The organism is Spiribacter aquaticus, from assembly GCF_007625215.1.
Lineage (GTDB): Bacteria > Pseudomonadota > Gammaproteobacteria > Nitrococcales > Nitrococcaceae > Spiribacter > Spiribacter roseus.
This window is the reverse complement of sequence record NZ_VMKP01000001.1, coordinates 1-22,258: the sequence shown is the minus strand read 5'-3', so window position 1 is coordinate 22,258 and position 22,258 is coordinate 1. Positions and strand designations below refer to the sequence as shown.

16 protein-coding genes are annotated in these 22,258 nt (G+C 65.0%); 14 read left to right on the top strand and 2 right to left on the bottom strand.

The genetic code is table 11. The annotated features are described in order from the left end of the window. Positions 1–6: 6 nt before the first annotated feature. Positions 7–2,217, top strand: coding sequence for a heavy metal translocating P-type ATPase (locus FPL11_RS00075; protein ID WP_144346744.1), 2,211 nt, complete (start codon positions 7–9; stop codon positions 2,215–2,217). A 169-nt stretch (positions 2,218–2,386) separates the two neighbouring features. On the opposite strand, the gene FPL11_RS10040 is transcribed toward FPL11_RS00075, so the two are convergent. Continuing rightward, positions 2,387–2,560, bottom strand: coding sequence for a hypothetical protein (locus tag FPL11_RS10040; RefSeq protein WP_159308509.1), 174 nt, complete (start codon positions 2,558–2,560; stop codon positions 2,387–2,389). Positions 2,561–2,777: 217 nt separating this feature from the next. Here FPL11_RS10040 and FPL11_RS00070 point away from each other — a divergent pair, with 217 nt between their 5' ends. Next, positions 2,778–3,749 carry a ribonucleotide-diphosphate reductase subunit beta gene (locus tag FPL11_RS00070; protein ID WP_144346743.1) on the top strand — a complete coding sequence of 324 codons (972 nt, stop codon included), beginning with the start codon at positions 2,778–2,780 and terminating at the stop codon, positions 3,747–3,749. Positions 3,750–3,787: 38 nt separating this feature from the next. Further along, positions 3,788–5,452 carry a ribonucleoside-diphosphate reductase subunit alpha gene (locus FPL11_RS00065; RefSeq protein WP_200833604.1) on the top strand — a complete coding sequence of 555 codons (1,665 nt, stop codon included), beginning with the start codon at positions 3,788–3,790 and terminating at the stop codon, positions 5,450–5,452. Here the strand turns inward: FPL11_RS00065 and FPL11_RS00060 are convergent, their stop codons facing one another. Continuing rightward, the gene (locus FPL11_RS00060) at positions 5,453–7,513 is read right to left on the bottom strand and encodes a putative bifunctional diguanylate cyclase/phosphodiesterase (RefSeq protein ID WP_159308508.1); all 2,061 of its coding nucleotides are present in this window, start codon (positions 7,511–7,513) and stop codon (positions 5,453–5,455) included. A gap of 242 nt (positions 7,514–7,755) precedes the next feature. Here FPL11_RS00060 and FPL11_RS00055 point away from each other — a divergent pair, with 242 nt between their 5' ends. The 11 genes from FPL11_RS00055 (at position 7,756) to FPL11_RS00005 (ending at position 22,082) form a co-directional block, all read left to right on the top strand. Next, positions 7,756–8,961 carry a glycosyltransferase gene (locus FPL11_RS00055; RefSeq protein ID WP_144346740.1) on the top strand — a complete coding sequence of 402 codons (1,206 nt, stop codon included), beginning with the start codon at positions 7,756–7,758 and terminating at the stop codon, positions 8,959–8,961. Beyond that, positions 8,958–10,694 carry a type I secretion system permease/ATPase gene (locus tag FPL11_RS00050; RefSeq protein WP_144346739.1) on the top strand — a complete coding sequence of 579 codons (1,737 nt, stop codon included), beginning with the start codon at positions 8,958–8,960 and terminating at the stop codon, positions 10,692–10,694. The genes FPL11_RS00055 and FPL11_RS00050 overlap by 4 nt, the downstream gene beginning before the upstream one ends. 11 nt (positions 10,695–10,705) lie before the next feature. Beyond that, positions 10,706–12,094, top strand: coding sequence for an HlyD family type I secretion periplasmic adaptor subunit (locus tag FPL11_RS00045; protein WP_159308507.1), 1,389 nt, complete (start codon positions 10,706–10,708; stop codon positions 12,092–12,094). A 28-nt stretch (positions 12,095–12,122) separates the two neighbouring features. Beyond that, positions 12,123–13,514 carry a TolC family outer membrane protein gene (locus FPL11_RS00040; RefSeq protein WP_159308506.1) on the top strand — a complete coding sequence of 464 codons (1,392 nt, stop codon included), beginning with the start codon at positions 12,123–12,125 and terminating at the stop codon, positions 13,512–13,514. Beyond that, the gene (locus FPL11_RS00035) at positions 13,511–14,647 is read left to right on the top strand and encodes a glycosyltransferase family 4 protein (RefSeq protein WP_144233734.1); all 1,137 of its coding nucleotides are present in this window, start codon (positions 13,511–13,513) and stop codon (positions 14,645–14,647) included. Before FPL11_RS00040 ends, FPL11_RS00035 begins: the two co-directional genes overlap by 4 nt. Continuing rightward, entirely contained in the window at positions 14,644–15,411 is a 768-nt protein-coding gene (locus FPL11_RS00030) for an ABC transporter permease (RefSeq protein WP_144233732.1), read from the top strand. The genes FPL11_RS00035 and FPL11_RS00030 overlap by 4 nt, the downstream gene beginning before the upstream one ends. Before the next feature lie 9 nt (positions 15,412–15,420). Beyond that, positions 15,421–16,656 (top strand): ABC transporter ATP-binding protein, encoded by a 1,236-nt coding sequence (locus FPL11_RS00025; protein ID WP_144233730.1) that lies wholly within the window; start codon positions 15,421–15,423, stop codon positions 16,654–16,656. Then, positions 16,653–17,954 (top strand): class I SAM-dependent methyltransferase, encoded by a 1,302-nt coding sequence (locus FPL11_RS00020; RefSeq protein WP_144233728.1) that lies wholly within the window; start codon positions 16,653–16,655, stop codon positions 17,952–17,954. The genes FPL11_RS00025 and FPL11_RS00020 overlap by 4 nt, the downstream gene beginning before the upstream one ends. Then, positions 17,951–18,979, top strand: a complete 1,029-nt coding sequence (locus tag FPL11_RS00015; protein WP_144233726.1) for a glycosyltransferase family 4 protein — start codon at positions 17,951–17,953, stop codon at positions 18,977–18,979. The genes FPL11_RS00020 and FPL11_RS00015 overlap by 4 nt, the downstream gene beginning before the upstream one ends. Continuing rightward, the gene (locus tag FPL11_RS00010; protein ID WP_144233724.1) at positions 18,979–21,396 is read left to right on the top strand and encodes a glycosyltransferase family 4 protein; all 2,418 of its coding nucleotides are present in this window, start codon (positions 18,979–18,981) and stop codon (positions 21,394–21,396) included. Before FPL11_RS00015 ends, FPL11_RS00010 begins: the two co-directional genes overlap by 1 nt. A 218-nt stretch (positions 21,397–21,614) precedes the next feature. Next, positions 21,615–22,082: a DUF4214 domain-containing protein gene (locus tag FPL11_RS00005; protein ID WP_144233722.1), complete on the top strand. Its 468-nt coding sequence runs from the start codon at positions 21,615–21,617 to the stop codon at positions 22,080–22,082. Positions 22,083–22,258: the final 176 nt, after the last annotated feature.

Sequence of the window (22,258 nt, the reverse complement as noted above, 5' to 3'; positions counted from 1 at the left end):
CCGGGCATGAGTACCGCGACGGCGACGCTGTCCCGGACCGAAATGGCCGCGCTGGCACCCGCCGGGCGTGGCCTTTTCTCGATCGAGGGGATGTGGTGCCCCAGTTGTGCGGCCGCCACCGAGCGGGTGATCGCCCGGGTGCCGGGCGTGACGCGCGCACGGGTCAGCTTTGCCACGGGCTCGGCGCTGGTTGACTGGGACCCGGAGCGGATCGATCTGCCGGGCCTGCTGCGGGCGGTGGAACGGCTGGGCTATGCGATCGGTCCGCCGCGTGCCCCCGAGGAAACCGTTGCTGCCATTGATGGTGAGATCAATCGCCTCGGCCTGCGACTGGCGGTGGCCGCATTCTTTGGCATGTGGGTGATGGTGCTCGCCATCATGCGCTATCTCGAGCCGGCGGCGCTGGGGAATACCCCCGTCGGGCATACCCTGTCGATCATTGCCATGGGCCTGGTCACACCGGTGGTCGGGTTTTCGGCTGCACCGTTTTTTGTCGCCGGCTGGCGGACACTGCGGGCGGGTATCCCGGGGATGGATGCGCTGGTCAGCATTGGCGTGATCGGCGCCGGCGTGCTGTCAGTGATCGAGCTGGCTCAAGGAGGGGCGCATGTCTATGCCGACACCATGGTGATGCTCATCGTGCTGCTGTCCATCGGGCGACTGGTGGAGATGCGCACCGTCCGCCGGGCGGCCACGGCCATCGGTGCGCTCGAGCGCGAGGTCCCTGAACGGGCCTTTCCCGTGGAGGGGGACGGGCCGGTGGATGCGGCCGACGTGGCGGTGGGCAGCCACATTCAGGTGGCCGCCGGTGCCCGTGTGCCGCTGGACGGCGATCTGCTGGAGGGCGCGACGCGGGTCGACGCCAGTCTGCTGACCGGCGAGTCCACGCCGGTCAGTGTTGCCCCGGGTGGGACACTGCATGCCGGCACCATCAACCTGGATGCCCCGGTCACGATGCGCGTGACGGGCGCCGTGGGTGAGCGTCAGATCGACCGCATCCTCGGCCGGATGGTCGAGATGCAGGGCAACCGCAGCGAGATCACGCGCCTTGCCGATGGGCTGGCACGGATCCTGGTGCCCGGCGCACTCGGGCTGGCGGCGCTGGTGGCGGTGGCGGGAACGGCGCTTGGTCTGCCCGCTGAGGAGTCCCTGCTGCGGGCCCTGTCCGTCGTGGTGATCGCCTGTCCCTGCGCGCTCAGTGTCGCCGTCCCGGTGACGTTTCTCAGCTTTGCCGAACGCGCCATGGGCCGTGGGGTTCTGTTTCGCAGCCCGGCGACCATGGAGCAGGCCGGACAGCTGCGGAATCTGCTGATTGACAAGACCGGCACCCTGACCCGCGGGGAGCCGGCGATCATCGAGGCGGTCACCGCCGAGGGTGTCGCCGAATCCGAGCTGCGCGCCCTTGCCGCTGAGGCCGAGGCGGGCATCGACCATCCAGTCGCCCGGGCGCTGCAGGATCCGGCGCAGGGGCCAGAGCATGGCATCCATCGGCGCCGGGAGGGGCGTGGCGTCATCATGACCCGTCCCGATGGCAGCGAGGTCCGGGTGGGATCACGGCGCTGGCTGCATGAGGCCGGCGTCGAGGTGCCCGTGCTGGCAACGCGGTCGAGCCAGGCGGCCAGTGGCGCCACGCAGATCCATGTCACCCGCGATGGCGACTGGCTGGGCTGTTTTGCGCTGGGTGACCCGCTGCGCCCGGCGGCGACTGCGACGGTCGAGTCGTTGCAGGCCCGGGGTTTCAGGCTGCGGATGGTGACCGGCGATAGCGTGGATCCCGCCCGGCGGGTGGCCGCTGAGGTGGGACTGGCAGAGGACGCCGTGGAAGCGGGCTGTCGGCCCGAGGAGAAGGCCGATCATGTGCTCGCCGCGCAGTCTCGGGCGCCGACCGCCTTCATCGGTGATGGCATCAATGACAGCGTCGCCATGGCGGCCGCCGACGTGGGGGTGGCCATCGATGGCGCCAGCCATGCGGCGACCAGCAGCGCCGGGCTGGTGGTGGCCCGGGGCGGGCTGCCGGCCCTGGCCGATGCGCTCGGTCTGGCCCGCTCGGCAAGGCGGCGCATGCGCCAGAACCTGACCCTGGCGGTGGTCTACAACGGGGCGGCGATCCCGCTGGCGGTGGCCGGGGTCATCCCGCCGTCGGCGGCGGCCCTGGCCATGCTCGCCAGCTCCCTGAGTGTCATGGCGAATGCGGCGCGGCGGGGACGCGAACGCTGATCTGGGCCGGTTGCGCTGTTTAAGACTCAGGATTCACTTATGCTGAAGGATGAGTGAATCACAGACATTCCCGCGTACCGAGCATCTCCAGCTCGGTTACTCGGCGCTTGAGGACCGGGTCTGGCTCCGGTTGGTGCTCACGCAGGCACAGGGTGTGGTTCTGGCCTGGCTACCCCGCCGACTGGTCGTTGGACTCGCGGCGCGGCTGAGTGAGATGCTGCGCCACAACCATCCCGCGACCGAAGGTGAGCCCGCAGCCGACGTGGTTCTTGCCCTCGAACATCAGGCAGGCCGCCGAGGAATCCGAGGCGGCGGCACCGAGGCCGGTATTGAACTGAGTCACGGCGATCGTCCCCGCCCCCGTCTCTGCTTTTCGTGCGGATCCATGACTGTGGGCATGCTGTTCATGATCACGCCTCCTTGTGCTATGTTGTATCTACTTAGCCGGTAATACCCAATATGTAGTGATTCAGCCTTTTCCTGTCGAAGAGGCATGGGTCGCCATTTCCCGGCATCCAGTGGCCGGCTTGGCCATTGAAGCGCGCAGCAAAGGAGTCGCAATGCTTTTCGAAGAACAGATCAGCCGCAAGCCTGACCTCTATCCGTGGACGAAGGAGTTCATCGATACGATCTGGGCGGGGTTCTGGACGCCGGATGAATTCAACTTCCGTAGCGATTACAGCCAGTTCAAGACCGACCTGACCCGGCAGGAGCAGGAGGTCGTGGTCCGGGCATTGTCCGCCATCGGGCAGATTGAAGTGGCGGTCAAAACCTTCTGGGCCGATCTGGGCAAGACGCTGCCCCATCCGAGCATCAACGACCTGGGGTATGCGATGGCCAATAGCGAGGTCATTCACAACATGGCCTACGAAAAGCTCCTCGACGTGCTGAATATGACCCACGTGTTCGAGGAGAACCTCAACGAGCCGGTCATCCGCGGCCGGATCAACTATCTCAAGAAGTACAACGAGAAGGTCTATGCCGATCAGCGTAAGCAGTTCATCTACGCGATCACCCTGTTCACGCTGTTTGTCGAGAACGTCAGCCTGTTCAGCCAGTTCTACATCATCCTGCACCTGAACCGTAACAAGGCGGTCCTCAAGGACGTCTCCCAGCAGGTCCAGTACACGATGAACGAGGAATCGGTGCACTCGAAGGTCGGCATTCGGCTGATTCAGGAGCTTCGGGCCGAGTACCCCGAGCTCTTTGACGCGGGCATGCGGGCGCGCATCGAGCATGAATGCCTGGAGTCGCTGAAAGCCGAGGATGGTGTGATCGACTGGATCATGGGCGACTACGCAGTCGAGGGGCTCGATGCCGACATTCTGAAGGCGTTCATCCGCAAGCGCATGAAGGAGTCGATCGATCAGATCGGTCTCGACAGCAGGGCGATCCACATCGACCAGGCACGGGTTGATCAGACGTTCTGGTTCGACGAGACGCTGCTTGGCTACAAGATGACGGACTTCTTCCAGAAAACGCCGGTGGAATACAGCAAGGGCCAGGGCGTCGACGCGGAAGACCTTTTCTAGGCATCAGGGAAGATAACGGAATAATGGCATTCGAATGGTTGAATAAAGACGCCCGCACATTCCTCTCGCGCGGGTATATCCCCGAGGGGATGTCGGCGGAGGAGCGGATTCGGGAAATCGGTGACAAGGCTGGGGCGATCCTTGATATCGATGGCTTCTCGGAGACGTTCTACGACTATATGGGGCGGGGGTTCTACAGCCTGTCCTCGCCGATCTGGGCGAATTTCGGTAATGATCGCGGGCTGCCGATCTCTTGCAACGGCTCCTATATCGGCGACGAGATTGCGTCGATTCTCGAGAAGTCCGCCGAGATCGGGATGCAGACCAAGCACGGCGCGGGCACCAGTGGCTACTTTGGCGACATCCGTGGCCGTGGATCGGCGATCAATACCGGTGGCAAGGCCGATGGGCCCGTGCACTTCATGAATATCTTCGAGCAGATCACCGATGTCGTCTCGCAGGGCAATGTGCGGCGTGGGTCCTTTGCGGCGTATCTCGACATCGAGCACCCGGATATCGAGGAGTTCCTCGAGATTCGTGAGGTGGGCCACTCCATCCAGAACATGTCCATCGGCATCTGCGTATCGGATGCCTTTATGGAGGGGTTGATCGAGCAGGGTGAGGCCGTCAAGCGCGGCGACATGGCCGCGGCGGATGCCGGCAAGCTCAGGATCTGGGCGAAAGTGATGCGTAAGCGCAAGGAGTCGGGGTATCCCTACATCTTTTTCACCGACACCGTGAACCGCGCCCGCCCCAGGGCCCTGAAGGATCAGGACCGGAAGATCCATGCGAGCAATCTCTGCAGTGAGATCTGCCTGCCGTCGGCCAGCGACGAGTCCTTCGTCTGCAATCTCGCCTCAATGAATCTCGACACCTATGACGCGTGGCGGCACACCGACGCGGTGCGGGTGATGACCCTGTTCCTTGATGCGGTGATGTCCGATTACATCCGCAAGACCGAGCACCTGGCGCATATGGCATCGCCGCATCATTTCGCCAGGCGCTGGCGCGCCATTGGCATCGGCCAGCTGGGTTGGCACACCTTCCTGCAGCGCAAGGGTGTCCCATTCGAGTCGTTTGAGGCGGCCCGCCTGGCCTCGGAGATCAGTCATCACATCGATGCGGCGTCGCTGGAGGCGAGTCAGGAAATGGCTCGCCACTATGGCGAGCCGGAGGGGCTGAGCGGTTATGGCGTCCGTAACCTGACACGGACCGCGATCGCTCCGACCACCTCGTCGAGCTTCATCCTCGGCCAGGTATCCCCTTCCATTGAGCCGCTGCGGAGCAATTACTTCGTCAAGGATCTTGCCAAGGGGCAGTTCACCTACAAGAACCCGCATCTCGAGTCGGTCCTTGAGTCTTACGGGTGCAATGATCAGACGACCTGGTTGGGCATTCTGCAAAGCGGTGGGTCGGTGCAGCACCTGGATTGCCTCGGCCAGGCCGAAAAGGAGGTCTTCAAGACCTTCGATGAAATCAGTCCACTGACGATCATCCAGCAGGCCGCCGCCCGCCAGGCGCACATCGACCAGTCGCAGTCGCTCAACCTGCTGATCCCGCCGAGTGCCGAGGCGAAGGAGGTCAACCAGCTGATCATCGAGGCCTGGCGGCTGGGCGTGAAGACACTCTACTATCAGCGCTCCTCGAATCCGTCCCAGGAACTGGTGCGCGATATCATGAGTTGTGGTGCCTGCGAGGCGTAATCAGGCCGGGTGGATGAACGCCTCGGCATCGCTCACCGGCAGCGGCCGACCGAAGTAGAAGCCCTGGAGGATGTCGCATCCCATCTCACGCAGCATCTCGACGTGGATGGCTTCCTCCACGCCCTCAGCGACGACCGACAGGCCAAGCTCGTGGGCAAGGTGGATGCAGGAGCGCACGATGCTGGCGTCCTGCTCGCTGGTGTGCATATTGAATACAAATGAGCTGTCGATCTTGAGCTTGTCGACGGGCAGCTGTCGGAGGCGCATCAGCGATGAGTTGCCAGTGCCAAAGTCATCAATGGCAATGCTGAAGCCAAGCGCCCGCAGTGCCTGGACGACGGATTGCGATGCCTGTAGATCATGCATGGCGACCGTCTCGGTGATCTCGAGCTCGATGTGGGCCGGGTGCAGGTTGTCGTTGCGCACCGCCTGCTCGATATAGGGGAGCAGGCCGGGGTCAGTGAGCTGTTCGGCGGAGAGATTGACCGCCATCCGCACGGGCCAGTCACTGCGCGCGTTCCAGGCCCGGCACTGGCGGTCAGCGGTTTCCAGTACCCAGCAATCAGCCTGAGTGATGAGCCCTGTGGACTCGAGCACCGGTATGAACGTCGCTGGGCTCATGATGCCATGCTTGGGGTGGTTCCATCGCAGCAGTGCCTCGAAGCCCACCGTTTCCTCGCTCGCTGCATCCAGCTGCGGTTGGTAGTAGAGCGTGAACTGATCCTCGGCCAGGGCGCGTCTCAAATCCTGCTCCAGGGCGATTTCCTGGATCACGCGGGCATTCATGTCGGCGGTGTAGAAGCAGTAGCTCTGATGGTTCTGCTCGTAGCCATTGCGCATCGCGACATTCGCGTTGGTGAGCAGTGTCGCGGCATCGGCGGCGTCGGTGGGATAGACCGCAATACCCGGGACCGGCTCGGTATAGATCGCCTGAGCGTCGACCCAGATGGGCGCGACCAGCCTCTCCCGCACCGCCAGTGCGGTCTGGACTGCATCCCCATCCCGCCGCAGGTCAGTGACGATGAGCGCGAATTCGTCATCGCCCAGGCGGGCAACCGTGATGTCGCTGCCGAGGTGGCTGGTCAGCCGTTCGGCGGCAACGCCAAGGAATCGGTCGGCATAGGGGCTGCCCATGCTCTCTTGAATGGCCTTATAGCGCGTGAGCTTGAATACCAGCAGGCCCACGCGCTGCTGATGGACGTCGGCCTCAAGGATGGCCTCGGTCAGGCGCTCGAGCAGGGCATCACAGTTGGGTAGACCGGTGACGGGATCAAAGCGGGTGACATACTGCACCTGGGCCTCAGCCTGACGGATGTCAGTGATGTCCTGAATCGTGCCGATCCAGTAACCCTCACTGCCCGTGGGCTCGCCGCGCACGAGCACGACCCGCTCGCCATCGGCGTCGGTGAGCACGCGATGCTCCACGGTAAACGGTGTGCCGTCGCGAAGCGCCAGCTTGAAGCGGTCACGGATCGCGGTGCGGTCATCGGCGGGGATGCGGTCTGCGAGCCAGTTATCCGCGTTCGTCTCACCAAGACCGAGAAGTGTGCGCATCTCCACCGACCAGTGGAAGACGGCCACCTCCGGATCGTATTCCCAGTGCGCCACACGAGCGACGCGCTGGGCTTGAGCCAGACGCGCCTGGTTGAGCTCAGACTCGGCGTATAGGCGCTGCATCCGCAGTGCGTAGCGCACGCGCCGGCGCAGTAGCGGCCAGTTGATCGGCTTGATGTTGAAGTCGGTTGCGCCGGCCTCGAAGGCGCGGTCGATGGAGTCGGTATCATCGAGCGCGGTCAGCATCAGCACGCCCGCCTCGCTAAAACCAGCCTTTTGCCGGATCGCTGCACAGGTCTCGAAGCCATTGATGCCCGGCATCAGTACGTCGAGGAGCACGATGAGCGCCGGGTGCTCCGCGAATCGCTCCAGTGCGCTCTCCCCATCGGCCGCCTCATGAACCTGGAACCCCTCGGTTTCGAGGAGTTTGACAAGCAGCATACGGGTGACGGGATCGTCCTCAACGACCAGAGCCGGAGCCGGAGCGGAGGCTGTGCCGGTTGCCATCGTGGCGTGCATAGGTGTTCTCGGGTTCGGACAGCAGTCGGTCACGGTGATAAAGCAGGCGGGTCATCAGCGTTGGCCTGTTGCCAAGCCATTTCGCTAAGGCTCGCAACTAGCATGCCAGCCATGTACAAAATAACCCTATTGGCGCAGGATTGCCACGACTGTATGAGTGCGGATCGGCGAGCGGTCGTCGGAAAGTGATAGCCTTGTGAGCTATTAACGATCGGACGCCGACGCGGAATATGCGAGTCCTCCACACATTCAAGGTCTACAGTCTCGAGCGCGAGGGCGGGGTGCAGCGGGCCATCACCGCGTTGGCGGCTGGCATGCCCGAGGGAGATGTCGGGCACATCTTCTTTACACTCGCGAACGACGGGCCATGGACGCTCCAGCCAGAGGATCCCAACCTCAGTGTGCACGCCGTCCGACGCACCGCCACCTGCTGGGCCACCGACTTCTCCCTGCATGCCCGCCGACCCTTCCGGGCGCTCGCCAGCGATGCGGATATCGTGCACTACCACTTGCCCTGGCCGTTCGTGCATCTGCTTGATCGCCAGGTGCCGCCGGGGGTTCCGCGCGTGGCGACCTATCATGCGGATATCTGCCGCAATCCGCTGCTAAAGCGCGTCTACGAACCGATGATGGAGCGCTTTCTGCGTCGGCTTGACGCGGTGATCGCGACCTCACCGGTCTATGCCCGGACAAGCCCCGTCCTGCAGCGTCTGCCCGAAGCGCTTGTCCAGGTCGCGCCGCTGGGGGTCGAGGTCCGTGATGACCGGGGCGTCGACGTCGAACAGGCGCGTGCCGAGCTCAGCGCCCGGCTGGGCGAGGGGTTTATGCTGTTCCTTGGTGCCACGCGTCGCTACAAGGGCGGACCGGTGGCCATTGAGGCGCTCAGGCACACCACGGCCACTCTGGTCATGGCCGGAGAGTGCGTGGACCGTGATGCGCTTGAAGCCCGTGCCCGCGAGTATGGCGTTGCTGATCGGGTGGTCTTCCTCGATCGCGTGACCGAGGTGGAGAAATGGGCGCTGCTCGATCTCTGCCGAGCGATGGTCATGCCCTCGACCCTGCGCTCGGAGGCCTTTGGCCTGGCGCTGGTCGAGGCGGGGGTCGCCCGCCGGCCGGCCATCACTTGCGAGATCGGCACGGGGACCAGTTATGTCGTGCGCGATGGCGTGACCGGGCGGGTGGTGCCGCCGAACGATGCCCGTGCGCTGGGCGCGGCGATGGAACAGCTGCACACCGATCCGGCATTGGCGGCGGCGTTGGGTCGCGGCGGTCATGAGCGCTATCGCCAGCATTTTACCGCCGCGGGCTATGCCGGGCGTATGCGGCGTATCTATGATCAGGTCATTGGACAGCGCGGGCGGGCACCGGCATCATATTCGGTTAATTCGCCGTCCGATGACGACGAGACCGATCAGCGTGAAGAGGTTCACTCATGAAGGACGCCTCCCGGCAGGATCAGCCGGAGATTAAACGGATCCTCCAGGGCGCGAAATCCGGTTTCGTGGCGGTGGGGGTATTCAGCATGTTCATCAACCTGCTCATGCTCGTGCAGCCTTTCTATATGCTGCAGGTCTTCGACCGGGTCCTGCGCTCGCGCAGCACCGAAACGCTGCTGTTTCTGAGTCTGGTGGTGCTGGGGCTTTTCATCCTCATGGGCATCCTGCAGTTCATCCGCTCGCGGATCCTCGTCCGGGTCGGCGTGTCGTTGGACGAGCGCCTCGGTGAGCGGCTGTTTGATGCCATGTTCCGCAACTCGCTGCGCCAGCGCGGCGGCGGCAGCCCGCAGGCCATCGACGATCTGTCCAACGTCCGCCAGTTCCTGACGGGCCCGGGCATCCTGGCGCTCTTCGATGCGCCCTGGATGCCGGTCTATCTGGGGGTGATGTTCCTGTTCAACACCTGGCTCGGGCTCTATGGCGTCGCCTGTACGCTGATCATCGGCGGGCTCACCTGGGCCAATGAAGTGTTCACCCGCGCGCCGCTCGCCAAGGCGAACGAGGCCAACCGCAACTCGCGGCGCTTTGCCGGGGACAACCTGCGCAATGCTGAGGTCATTCACGCAATGGGCATGGAGCCGGCGGTCCGCGAGCGCTGGCTGAGCCGCCAGGCGCGCACCATCAACGGGCAGGCCTTTGCCAGTGATCGCGCCGGCGTCTTCAGCAACGCCAGTCGGGTATTCCGCTTCATGGCCCAGGCCTTCGCCTATGGCATCGGTGCGCTGCTGGTGCTGCAGGGGCAGATGAGTGGCGGCATGATCATCGCCTGCGCGATCCTCATCGGCCGGGCACTGGCGCCGCTGGATCAGATCACCGGCGCCTGGCGCCAGATCCAGCAGGCGCGGGAGAGCTATGGTCGGCTCAGCCAGTTGTTTGACGGCTTCCCCGAGCAGCCCCGTCATACCAGTCTGCCGGCTCCTCAGGGTAGTCTGCGCCTCGCCAATGTCCTGGCGGCACCGCCGGGCACACGCACCCCGGTGCTGCGCGGGGTGGGGCTGAACGTCGAGCCGGGTGAGGGGCTTGGCGTCATCGGGCCCAGCGCCGCCGGCAAGTCATCGCTGGTGCGGGTCATTCTGGGTGTATGGCCGCTGCTGAACGGATCGGTCCGGCTCGATGGGGCGGATATCGATCAGTACAACCGCGATGAAATCGGACCCTACATCGGCTATCTGCCCCAGGACATCGAACTCTTTGAAGGCACGGTGTCCCAGAACATCGCCCGCTTTGGCGAGGCCACCGACGAGGCCGTAGTGGCGGCGGCCAAGCTGGCCGGCGCGCATGAGATGATACTCCAGCTGCCGGACGGCTATGACACCGCGGTGGGCGTGGGCGGCAACACCCTCTCCGCTGGTCAGCGTCAGCGCATCGGTCTAGCGCGAGCCCTGTTCGGCACGCCGCGCCTGGTCATCCTTGATGAGCCCAACTCCAATCTGGACGATGCGGGCGAGCAGGCATTGACCGGTGCGGTCGAGCGGCTCAAGGCCCAGGGCGTGACCGTGCTGGTGGTCACCCATCGGCGCAGCATCCTCGCCCAGATGGATAAGCTGTTGGTGCTCCAGCAGGGCCAGGTTGCCGCATTCGGTGCTCGCGAAGAGGTGCTCTCGCGCCTGCAGTCCAACACGGCCCAACCGCTGCGCGTCGCCGGTAATCAGCAGAACAAGGGTGCGTCGTAATGAAGTCGCTCATGCAACGCTTTCGTCGCAACGACAGCGCCGGCGAGTTCATCCCCGCGGCGGGCAGTGCCGGCGAACAGGGGGCCCAGACGGATGGCATTCCCGTTGCCTCCGGCAACTATCGGCGTTTTACCCTGATCGGGACTCTGGTGCTGGTGATTGGCCTGGGCGGATTCCTGATCTGGTCCGCGCTCGCACCGCTGGCCAGCGCGGTGATCTCCAACGGTCAGGTGGTGGTCGAGGGCTACCGCACGACCCTGCAGCATCTCGAAGGGGGAATCATCGAGGACCTCTATGTCGAGGAAGGCGAGCAGGTGGAGCAGGGCGAGGTGCTGGTGGAGTTTGATGGGGCGCAGGCCCGCTCCGATCTGGCCGTGGTCGAAAGCCGTCTGCTCACGGCACTCGGTCAGCGGGCCCGGCTGCGGGCCGAGCGCGACGGCGACTCGGCCATCGAGTTTCCCGCTGCCCTGACCGAGGCGGATGAGCGCGAAAAGGCCGCTGAGATTATGGCCAACCAGCGCGCCATCTTCAGCGCCCGGCGTCAGGCCCTGGAAACGGATCTCAGCCTGCGCGCCCAGCGCATCGAGGAGTTTGAGGAACAGATCCGCGGCCTGCAGTCGCGGCTCACCGCAGTCGATTCGCAGATCGCCTCGTTTACCGAGGAAGTCGAGGAGTGGTCGGGCCTGGTCGAGGACCAGCTCTCCGACAAGCAGTCGCTGCGTGATGCCCGGCGGCGGCTCGACGAGTATCGCGGCCAGCGGGGGCAGTTGATCTCCGATATCGCGGGGATCCGCGCTCAAATCGTCAGCACGCGCATGGAGCGTAGCCTGCGGCAGGAGGAATACGACCAGGAAGTGGCCTCACGCCTTGGCGAGGTGCAGGGTCGGCTGCTGGATGCCCGGGCACGCGTCAGCGCCCTGCGCGACAAACTCTCGCGCACCGTGGTGAGTGCGCCCACCGATGGCTCGGTGGTGGGGCTGAAGGTTCATAGCCAGGGCAGCGTGGTCAGTCCGGGCGAGGCGCTGATGGACATCGTCCCGCGGCAGCGCCGGCTACTGGTGGATGCCCGGGTGCCACCCGATAAGATCGATGATGTGCGCGTCGGTCAGGCGACGGATCTGAGCTTTCCGGCACTCAATACGATCTTCATCAACAATATCCAGGGCGATGTCGTCTCGATCTCGGCGGATGCGCTCACCGACGAGCAGAACAACGAGAGCTATTACCTGGCGCGGATTCGGGTGAGTGAGGCCGGTGTGGCCGCGCTGCGCGCGGAGAACTTTCAGCTCGAGCCGGGGATGCCCGTGCAGGCATTCATCAAGACGGGGTCGCGCAGTTTCCTTGGCTATCTTGTCAAGCCCTTCAGTGAAATGGCCTCGAGGGCGTTCCGTGAGAGCTGACGTGATGGCACCGCGCAGCACGGCAATCATGCTCAGCCTGCTTTGCGCGCTGGGTTTTGCAACATCGGCGACCGCGCAGACACCGAATGGTGATGATGATGGCCCGCTGGGGCTCTTCCAGGCGTACCAGTCGGCGCTCGACTATGCCCCGGTGATCGACGAGCGCCAGTCGCTGGTGGATGCTGGGGAAGGCGTGGTCGACCAGGCCAAAGCCCGGCGTCTACCGAATCTATCGCTCGACGCCCGTTATACCGATGCGCGCTATGAGACCGGCGATGTCCGGATCGACCCGGAGACGGGGACACGTGAGCAGTTTCTCAACACCACGACCAAGACCAGCTACAACTACGGCATCAACCTGACCCAGCCGATCTACGATCGCGGCGTGTCCACCAACCTGGCGGAGGCGCGAGCCCGACGTGAGGTGGCGGATGCAGAGCTGGGTGCCACCCGCCAGGCCCTGGCCGCGCAGGTGGCGGAGGCCTATCTGCGGGTGCTGCGGGCACGCGCCAACCGCTCGCTGGCCCAGGCCGAGGCCAATGCCTATCGCGCCCGATGGGATCAGATGGAGCGCCGTCTGACACGCGGCCTGGCAAGTCAGGTGGACGTGCTGGACGCGCGGGTCCGTTTTGAGACCGCACTCAGCGATATCGCTCAGGCCAGCAATGAGCTGGATGCCGCGCGTCTTGGGCTTGAGCGGCTTACCGGCCGTAACCCGGACCAGTTGCTGTCGGCCACGCCCCAGTCCATGCCGCTATCAGACGCCCCGACTGATGGGCGGGTCGCGCAGTGGCTGGAGCAGGCGGGGCGCTCCAACCCGACGGTCGCGGTGGAGCGCGAGCGCCTGACCCGCGCCAGCGAGACCGTTTCGGTGCGCCGGGCAGAGCGCTTTCCGCGCGTCTCGCTCGAGGCCCGGTACAGCGATACCAATGCCACCGATCAGCTGATTCAGGGCACAGACGCCCGAGTACTGTTGCGGTTGCAGGTGCCGCTTTTCAGCGGTGGTGGCCTGACCGCCGGGGTGGACGAGGCCCGGGCCCGGCGCATGGCCCAGTCGGCGGCGCTGGAGGATGCCCGCCGTCAGGCGGTGATCGACACCCGGGCGGCCGTCAACGAGCTGCGCAATGCCCAGCGCCGCATCCAGGTCTCGCGTCAGGCGCTTGACACCGCCAAGGCGCAGGTCGAGGCCAGTGAGGAGGGCCTTGAAGTGGGGGTTCGCGACCTGGTCGAGGTGCTTGATGCCCGCGCGCAGTTATTCAGTATCCGCCGCGATCTGGCCGAAGCGGGGTATGACTACCTCATCGCCCAGGTGCGGCTGAAGACCACCACCGGCGAATTCCAGCCGACCGACCTGCGGGAACTCGATCAGCGGTATCTGGATGAGGTGGTGGCGCTCGCGGTGGAGGGCAGTCCCGATTGAAGGTCGTCATCTCCACCGATCCCATCCAGGCGCCGATGACCGGGATTGGCGAGTACACGCTGCGGTTGATCGAGGCGTTGCTGGAGGGCGACGAGGTGGACGAGCTCTATGCCTATCATCGTCTGGGGCCACGGCGGCTTCTTGAAACCCCCGGGGTGCGGGGCCAGCCCAACGGCCGACGCCCGGAATCCTTAATCAGCACCACCGTGCGCCGAAGCCGCCGCCTGACCGATATGCTGGTCAAGCGCGCGACACTCAGGCGTATGCCCGGCGTTGTTTACCACGAGTCCAATTACTTGCCGGCGGCCTTCGACGGGCCGACGGTGGTGACTGTCCACGACTTATCGCATATCCACTACGCCCAATGCCACCCGCGGGCCCGGGTCATGGCGCTGGATCGGCTGCTGCCCCGGGCGCTGGAGCGGGCGAGTGCGGTGATCACGGTCTCTGACTACATCGCCGATGAGGTCCGGGCCCAGTTCGGGCTGCCCGCCGAGCGCGTCCATGCCGTGCACCATGGCGTGGATCCGAGCTTCCGGCCAATGGCTATCGAGGCCATTCGGCCGGTGCTGGAACGCTACGGGCTGGCGCCCGGCGGCTACCTGCTCTGCCTGGCGACGCTCGAGCCGCGCAAGAACCTGGAGCGCCTCATCACCGCCTTCGAGTCTCTGCCGGCGGCTCTGCGGGCGCGCTACCCGCTGGTGCTCGCGGGCGCCGGCGGCTGGCGCAATGCGGAGACCCGCAGCCGCATCGACCGGCTCGAGGCGCGTGGTGATCTGCGCTACCTGGGCTATGTCGCCGCCGAAGATCGCGCTCCCCTCTATGTCGGGGCGCATGGATTTGCCTACCCGGCGCTCTATGAGGGCTTCGGTCTGCCACCGCTCGAAGCGATGGCCTGCGGTACCCCGGTGATGACCAGCAACCGCTCCGCCATGCCGGAGGTGGCCGGCGATGCCGCGCTCAGCGTGGATCCGGAGGATACCGAGGCGATGACCGCCAGCCTCCAGCGCCTCTGCGAGGACGAGTCCCTGCGCGAGCGGCTCGTCCAGGCCGGTCCGATACGGGCCGCGGGGTTTACGTGGCGCCGCTGTGCGTCAGAGACGGTTGCCGTCTATCGCGAGGCGGCGGCATGACCGCCGCCCAACTCGCTCACTTCACCCGTCAGGATCTGGTGGACCGATACGCCGGCTCCGCGCTGGGCGCAGTGTGGACCATCATCTTTCCGCTGGTGAATATCTGCGTGTTCATCTTCGTCTTCTCGGCTATCATGCGTGCTCGTCTGCCGGGCGACTACGGGGCGTTCGCCTACAGCACCTACCTGATCGCCGGGCTCACGGCCTGGATGGCCTTCTCCAATACCGTGAGCCGCGCCACGCAGAGTTTCATTGAGAAGGCCAACATCATCTCCCGAGTGCCCATCGCCCTGCCGGAGCTGCCGCTGCATGTGGTGATTTCGGAGACGGTGATCTACTGCGTCTCGTTGCTGATTTTCGGGGTCTTCCTCGTGGCCATCGGCTACGACTTCGGCCCGCTGCTCTGGCTTATCATCCCGATCTTCGCGCTTCAGCAGACCGCCGGCTACGCCCTCGGCCTGATCCTTGGCATGCTCAACGTCTTTCTGCGCGACGTCCAGCAGGCCGTGGCCGTGGTCCTGCAGCTCTGGTTCTGGTTCACGCCCATCGTCTATGTCGACACCATTATCCCGGAGTCGCTGCGCTGGGCGCTGCTGCTGAACCCCATCTATCCGGTGATCGATGCCTACCACGAGATCATCGTTTACCACCGGGCGCCGGCGCTGATACCGCTGCTCGCCTTCGCCGCCGGCACGCTCGTGCTGCTGGTGCTCGGCCGCTGGCTCTTCCACCGGGTCGAGCGCGATCTGCGGGATTGTCTGTAAGGGGGCGGCATGCTCGAGGTCACCGATCTTTGCAAGCAGTTTCGCCTCTACGATCAGCCAGTGGACCGGCTGAAAGAGGCCATCACCCGTCGTACCCGGCATCGCCTGCATCAGGGTCTGAACGGGGTGTCCTTCCGGGTGGCGCCCGGCGAGACGCTGGGCGTGATCGGCCGCAACGGCGCCGGCAAGTCGACACTGCTTAAGATCGTCACCGGCGTGATGATGCCTGACCGCGGTCGGGTGCATACCGACGGGCGGACCACGGGTCTGCTTGAGCTGGGCACCGGTTTTAACGCCGAGCTCACCGGCCGCCAGAACATCATCGCCAACGGCCTGCTGCTGGGACTGACCCGGCGCGAGGTGGACGAGCGGGTTGATGCCATCATCGACTTCGCCGAGCTGGATGCCTTCATCGACGAGCCGGTGCGCACCTATTCATCAGGCATGGTCATGCGACTGGGTTTTTCCAGCGCCATTCATGCCGAGCCGAGCTGTTTTGTGGTGGACGAGGCGCTATCGGTGGGCGATGCCCACTTCCAGCAAAAGTGCATGCGCCGCATTCGTGATTTCCAGGCCCGCGGCGGCTCCATTCTGTTCGTCTCGCACGATCTGAACGCGGTGAAAATGCTCTGCGACCGCGCAGTGGTCCTGGAGCACGGCACAGTCATGGCAGACACCACTCCCGACGCCGCGGTCAACCAATACAACCGGCTTATCTCCGGGCGGGAGGAAGACACCGAGCGCGACCACGCCGCTTTCGAGGACGGTTTTGGCTATGGGACCGGTGCCGCGCGCGTCGTGGGCGCCGAGCTCGCCGGCGAAGACAGCGGGGCCGAGACGGTAGCGAGTGGTGAGTGGGTTAACATCCGCCTGGTCATCCAGGCTGAGCATCCAGTGCCCGATCTGACCTGCGGTATCCTTCTGCGGGATCGCTTCGGTCAGGACATCTACGGGGTCAACACGCATTATCTGGAAGAGCGGCTGGCGCTGTCACCGGATGACTGCATCGAGCTGCGATTCCGCATCTGTGCGGAGCTGGCGAGCGGCCACTACACTCTTACCGTTGCCCTGCACAGTGCCGAGAACCACCTTGAGAACTGTTACCACTGGTGCGATAACCTGCTGCAGCTGCAGGTCGCCGGTGTGCGGACTCACCCCTTCGCGGGTGTCTGCCGCCTGCCGACGGAGTGCGCCATTGGGTCGGCAGAGGGCCCGATGTTTAAGAAACGGATTGCCGGGTCATGAATCAAGAAAACCGCCCCTCGGGGGATATCGACGACGTCATTGCCCGGATCCGGGCCGAAGCCGAGGCCGAGGCAGCCCAGAGCGCCGGTGAGACAGTGCCCGGCGGTGTCGGCCAGCACCTGCGCCGCTCGCCGAGGCTGCGGCGTGTCGCCAGTATCGCCCGCTACCGGCTGCTGATGCCGCTGAAGCGCATCAAGGGCCGGCTGCGCCGGCCGGTGGCGACGCTTAAGACGGCGGGCTGGCGGCCGGCGACCAACCGTGCCGTGTCGGGCACGGTCGCCCGCCTGGAGGACATCGAGCGGGCACTCAGTGATCTCGAGACTGGTATCGGCCGCAACCCCCATGGGCTCGCTGAGTGGGCAGTGGATCCGGAGATCGAGGGGGAAGGGCTGGTTTCCCGGCTGGAGCGCCAGACGAACCGGCAGGACGGGCTGGAGGCTCGGTTCGAGCAGCTCGATGCCCGCACCGCCCGCAGACTGGATGCCCTCGAACAGGCGATTGCTCATATTCGCCTCGACATCACCACGCGGTTTCATGGCCTGAACCGTCTGGTGGCCGAGCTCGAGGCACTACGACCGGAAGGATCGGCAGACAAGCCGGCTGATAACACTGGCGTCGCGGACAGCACGCTCGATACCTTTTACCTTGCCTTTGAGAACGCCTGCCGCGGCGACGAGGCGGATATCGCCGCGCAGCTGCAGACCGACTACCTTGAGACCGTCCAGGCGGCGCTGGCCCGGACCGGTGAGGGCGGTGTGCTGGATATCGGCTGCGGCCGGGGTGAATGGCTCAAGGTGCTGGCAGAGGCCGGCATCGAGGCGAGCGGCATCGATCTGAGCCCGGTGATGGCCGAGCACTGCCGCGCTCAGGGGTTGGATGTGGCGGACGGCGATGCCGTGCAGGCCCTCGCCGACCGGCCGGCTGAGTCACTGACGGTGATCACCGGTTTCCACCTCATCGAACATCTGCCCTTTGCGGTGCTCTACCGGCTTTTTGAGGAGGTGGCGCGGGTGCTGCGGCCACAGGGCGTCTGCATCTTCGAGACCCCCAACCCGGAGAACGTGCTGGTGGGCAGCCACACCTTCTACCACGACGCGACCCACAGTAATCCGCTGACCCCGACGGCCATGCGTTTTCTGGCCGAATACCATGGCTTCCATCCCGTGGAGACCCGGCGGCTGCACCCGTATCCGCCGGAAGCCCGAGTACCCGGGAGCGATCCCCTCACCGAGCGGGTCAATGGCCATCTCTGCGGCCCCCAGGACTACGCCCTCATCGGTCAGAAACCCCGGGCATGAGGATCGTGGTCACCGCCAACCAGGCGCCGTTCATCCGGGGTGGGGCGGAGTCCCATGCCGAGAACCTGGTGGCCGCGCTGCGCGAGCATGGCCATCAGGTGGAGCTGCTGCGCTTTTACTTTCGCTTCCACCCGCCTGGCGCCATCGAGTCGCTCATGCGCTACTGCGAGCAGCAGGATCTGGCTGTCCCCAACGGCCAGTCGGTGGACCGGGTCATCAGCCTGCAGTTTCCCGGCTATGGGGTGCAGCACCCCGAGCACATCGTCTGGCTGTTGCACCAGCATCGAGCGGCCTATGAGCTGTACGACCCCGAGACCGCGACGACGGCGGAGCGCCGCCTGCGAGACCGGATCCATGACTACGACACCCGCGTGCTCGCCCGTGCCCGGGCCCGCTTTGCGAACTCGGCGCGAGTGGCGGAGCGCCTCGCCAGCTGCAATGGCCTCCAGGCGGCGCCGCTGCATCACCCGCCGCCGGCGGTGGAGCAGCTGCAAGGCGGCGAGAGCTGGGGTTATATCCTCTGCCCCAGCCGCCTCGAGACGCTCAAGCGCCAGTGGCTGTTGATCGAGGCCGCGGCCCGGACCCGCGTTGACACCCCCATCCTGATCGCCGGAGACGGCGGGCAGCGCCCTCAGCTCGAGCAGTTGATCGCCGAGCGTGGCCTGGGCCATCGGGTTCGTCTGCTGGGGCGGGTCAGCGAGGCCGAGAAGCGCCAGCTCTATGCCCACGCGCTGGCGGTTTTCTTTGGCCCGCAGGACGAGGACTACGGCTACATCACGCTCGAGGCCATGGCGGCGGGCAAGCCGGTGATCACCTGTGAGGACTCCGGCGGGGTGCTCGGGTTCGTGGAGCATGGCACGACGGGCTGGGTCGTACCGCCGCAGGCCGAGACCGTGGCTGACGCCATCGATCAATACGCCGCCGATCCGGCCATGGCCGCCCGCCAGGGTGTGGGGGGCCGGGCGGCCTTCGATGCCCTCGATCTCAACTGGAACCGCGTCGTCGAGACGCTGCTGGCCGCCTGATGCACATCGCGATCCTCGCCCCCTCACCCGTGCCCTACACCATCGGCGGTGCCGAATACCTTTGGTGGGGACTGCTCGAGACCATCAACGCCGCCGGCGAGCACCAGGCCGATCTCATCAAGATCCCGAGCCCGGACCGCAGTCTCGGGGAGCTCATCCAAAGCTATCGGCGCTTCGCCGAACTGGATCTGGATCATTTCGATCTTGTGATCTCCACCAAATACCCGGCCTGGATGATCAGCCACCCGAACCATGTGGTCTACCTTCAGCACAAGCTGCGCGGCCTCTACGACACCTATCCGGCGCATCTGCCCACGGCCCTGCCGGATGCCGCCGACCTGCCGGCCGCAGCGCGGCCGCTGATCGAGCGCCTCGCCAACGGGCCGGCCCGGCGCGAGGAGCTGCCTGCCCTGTGGGAGGAGTTGGCGGCGCTGGAGGCGGTCGATCCGGCCCTCACCGAGATTCCCGGGCCGCTGGTGCGGGCGGTGGTGCATTACCTGGATCGCATTGGCCTGCAGCCGCCTGCCATTCAGCGCTATCTGGCCATCTCGGAGAATGTCACCCGCCGGAAGGATTATTTCCCGGTCGGGGTCCCGGTAGAGGTGGTCCATCACCCATCGCACCGGGAGCCGGAGCCAGCCATGGAAGTCGACTCTGGCGATGACAACGGCAACGCGGTCAAGGACAAACCGATTCTCTTCACCGCCAGCCGCCTGGACAGTCCCAAGCGCCTGGATCTGCTGATCCGGGCCTTCCGCCGGATCAAGGCCGATGCCGAGCTGCATATTGCGGGCACGGGGCCCGTTGAGGCCGAACTGCAGCGGCTCGCCGCCGGCGATCCGAGAATCCGGTTGCTGGGCTGGCAGTCCGACGCGGCCATCGCCGAGGGCTACCGGCGCGCGGCCTTCGTGCCGTTCATTCCGTACGACGAGGACTATGGACTCATCACCATCGAGGCGATGCAGGTGGGCCGGGCCGTACTCACCACCACCGACGCGGGTGGGGTGAATGAATTCGTGGTGGACGGCGAGACCGGTCGCAGCGTCGAGCCCACGGAATCCGCGCTCGCCGCCGCCATGCAGGATCTGCTCGCTGATCCCGCCGCCACGGCGGCGATGGGCGACGCGGCCCGCGCGAAAGTGGCCGATATTGGTTGGCCGCAGACGGTGGACGCACTGATCAATCCAAGTGCTCAGCGACCTCGGCTGGTGGTTGCCACCACGTTCCCGGTGTTTCCGCCAATGGGGGGCGGGCCCAGTCGCATCTACCACCTCTACCGCGAACTATCCCGCTGGGCGGATATCACGCTGGTAACGCTCACGGGCGAGGCCAGCGAGGCTGGGACTTATCCACTTGGCCCAGGTTATCGCGAGGTGCGGGTCGCCAAGTCCCGCCGCCAGCGCCTGCAGGAGCAGGTGATGGGCCGGCGGCTGAAGGCCTCGGTGGACGATATCGTCGCCATGGACAACCCCGATGCCACCCCCGCGCTGCGCGAGGCGCTGACAGCCGCCTGCCAGAACGCCGATCTGGTCGTGGCCTCGCACCATTATCTCTACCCCCTGATCCGCTCGGTCTGGCGTGGGCCGCTCTGGTACGAGGCGCATAACCTGGAAGCGGAGATGAAGGCGGCGGTGCTGGCACCGGCCCTTGAGAAGGGCAGTGCCGCTGCCCGTCGGGCCCTGGCGCGGGTCGAGGCCGTGGAGCGGGACTGCGCACGGGATGCCGACTGCGTGCTGGCGGTCAGCGCGGAGGAACGGGAGGCGCTGGTGGATCGCTACGGCATTGACCGTGACAAGGTGCTGCTCGCACCCAATGGCACAGACACCCAGGCGATTGCCTACACCGACCCTGCCCAACGCCGCGTCAATCAACAGGCCTATGGAGTGGAAGGCCGGTTCACCGCCCTTTTTATGGGCAGCTGGCATGGTCCTAACATCGATGCGGTCTGGCATATCGCCGGGATTGCCGCGGCGTGCCCCGGGATGGACTTCCTGCTGATGGGCAACGTCTGTGATGCACCGTTGGGTGAGCTGCCGCCCAACTGCTATCGGCTGGGCAGGGTGAGCGAGGCGGAGAAGCGGCGCTGGCTGGCGACGGCCGATTGTGCCCTCAACCCCATGACATCAGGCGCAGGCAGCAACCTGAAGCTCGTCGAGTATGCGGCCGCCGGCCTGCCGGTGATCACCACGCCCTTTGGTAACCGCGGTGTGGGGCTCAAAGCCAACATCGAGTGTCTTGAGGGCGAGGTGCGATTATTCCCTGACATCCTGGCGCGCCTGCGGGCCGGTGAGCCGCACGCAGGGACACAACTAGTAGAAAAAGCGAGACGCCGCGTGACCGACACATATGACTGGGGAGTCGTGGCGGTTGTTGTGAGGGAGCACTTGCCCCTGCCAGCTGGCACTGATTGGCGGTGACCGCCCACCTGAGAGCAAGCAGTGACTCAGGTCAGCGGGCTGGTGGTCGCGCGCCTGTTGCGGCGCTCTCGCGATCCGTTACACTTGTGTGGCAAGCAGTTTAGCTGTGTTGCCATTACCGAATCGTACCGGTATGGTTTTACCAGTGAATCGACTTTTCACTGATTATGCGGCCAAAGGCCGCGCTTCCGATTATGGAAATTTAGGAGATTGAGCAAATGGCCGCTTCAGATTATGTAACTGACGTCCAAGGACTTTACGTCGCGTACTACGGCCGTTGGGCTGACGTATCCGGCATCGACTATTGGACTCGCGTGGTCGACGCCGACGGGGGCGACCTTAGTTCGATGGTCAACCAGTTTGGTAACTCCAGCGAGTATGAGAACACCTACGCTGAGTACCTTGACGACCAGGGTGAGATCGACGATCCCAGTGGCATCGTCACCCAGCTGTTCCAGAACATGTTTGACCGCGCGCCCGACGCCGAAGGACTTCAGTTCTACGTCGATGCGCTGAACAGCGGCGAGTCGAGTCTCGCAGAGATTGCGCTCGACATCTTTAACGGCGCGCAGAACAACGACAAGGCAATCCTTGACAACAAGGTCACTGTTGCTGAGTACGCCACCGAGGAGCTTGAGGCGACCGGTGCCAGTTACGCTGGTGCGGACGACATTGCAGTCGCTTAGTCGACCCTCAACGACGTTACAGCCGATGGCCGCAGTGTTGTTGATGCAGAGAACACCGTTGACAGCACCTACGGCGGTGGCGGAGAGACTTTCACGCTCACTACAAGTGGGGGTGTGGTCGACGGCACCGACGGCGACGACACGTTCATCGCTCCGTCGGAGACGCTGGACGTCTC